The sequence below is a fragment of the Vibrio sp. 10N.222.49.C9 genome (genome assembly GCF_041474985.1).
GTDB lineage: Bacteria > Pseudomonadota > Gammaproteobacteria > Enterobacterales > Vibrionaceae > Vibrio > Vibrio crassostreae_C.
This window is the reverse complement of the sequence record NZ_JBFRVD010001155.1, coordinates 1-368: the sequence shown is the minus strand read 5'-3', so window position 1 is coordinate 368 and position 368 is coordinate 1. Positions and strand designations below refer to the sequence as shown.

The window sequence follows — 368 nt, the reverse complement described above, 5'->3', positions numbered from 1 at the left end:
GCATTGAGCAACCTATGCTGATCATCGGTATGGGTAAACTCGGTGGAGGAGAGCTGAATTTCTCTTCCGATATCGATCTTATCTTTACCTATCCCGAAAATGGAGAAACTGAAGGTGCAAGGCGCTCAATTGCCAACGCACAATTCTTTACTCGCCTTGGGCAACGCCTGATCAAGTCTTTGGATCAAATCACTATTGATGGTTTTTGTTATCGCGTCGATATGCGACTGCGCCCCTTTGGTGAGAGTGGTCCATTAGTGATGAGCTTTGCCGCTTTGGAAGACTACTACCAAGAGCAAGGGCGTGATTGGGAGCGTTACGCTATGGTCAAAGCTAGGGTCATGGGCCGTGAGATGTATCCTCAGTAC

Annotated in this window: 1 pseudogene; it reads left to right on the top strand. The window is 48.1% G+C overall.

The annotated features are described in order from the left end of the window. Nucleotides 1-368 (top strand): annotated as a pseudogene (locus AB4585_RS27335) (bifunctional glutamine synthetase adenylyltransferase/deadenyltransferase); the annotation flags it as partial.